This window comes from Pseudomonas sp. MD195_PC81_125 (assembly GCF_014060985.1).
Lineage (GTDB): Bacteria > Pseudomonadota > Gammaproteobacteria > Pseudomonadales > Pseudomonadaceae > Aquipseudomonas > Aquipseudomonas parakoreensis.
This window is the reverse complement of sequence record NZ_JABULD010000988.1, coordinates 1-560: the sequence shown is the minus strand read 5'-3', so window position 1 is coordinate 560 and position 560 is coordinate 1. Positions and strand designations below refer to the sequence as shown.

General features: G+C 53.0%; 1 pseudogene. It reads right to left on the bottom strand.

Annotation, left to right across the window (positions count from 1 at the left end):
• Positions 1-234: pseudogene (locus HT737_RS30755) on the bottom strand (glycine cleavage system protein H); the annotation flags it as partial.
• Between the last annotated feature and the right edge of the window lie 326 nt (positions 235-560).

Here is a 560-nt window from a genome sequence, read left to right as displayed (position 1 = left end):
CGGGTTCACTTCCACAACTTCACCGTCGAGGGGCATGTACACGCCGCTGGCGGCTTTCACCGATTCCACGGTGGCGGCTTCGGCGCCTTTTTCGTAAGCCTGCAGCTCAGGCAGTTGCACGAACACCACGTCGCCCAAGGCGTTCTGCGCGAAAGCGGTGATGCCGACAGTAACGCTGCCATCAGCTTCGGTGCGCAGCCATTCGTGATCTTCAGTAAAACGCAACTCGCTCATGGAAACTCCTAAGGGGCCAGACTCGTCTGGTGGACGCGGTGGAAGGCGGGGGCATGAAAGCCCTGATTTTATGAGCGGTTACTTAGCAAGAACGCGGCCATCTTGGATTTGTCTATATAAATCAAATAGTTATGCTTTTCTGGTTGTGATGGGAATAAGGCTTCTGTAGCGAAATCGCTACAGCTTGGGGCGGGGAAAAAAGCTGAAGCGGATCAAAGCCTTGCACAGCGGTCGCTGGCGAAGGGTGTAGTGATATCGTTCCGCTGTAGCGCTTTCAGTACAGATGGAGGTCGTTTTCAAGTAGAAAAATACAAATTTTGAACTGG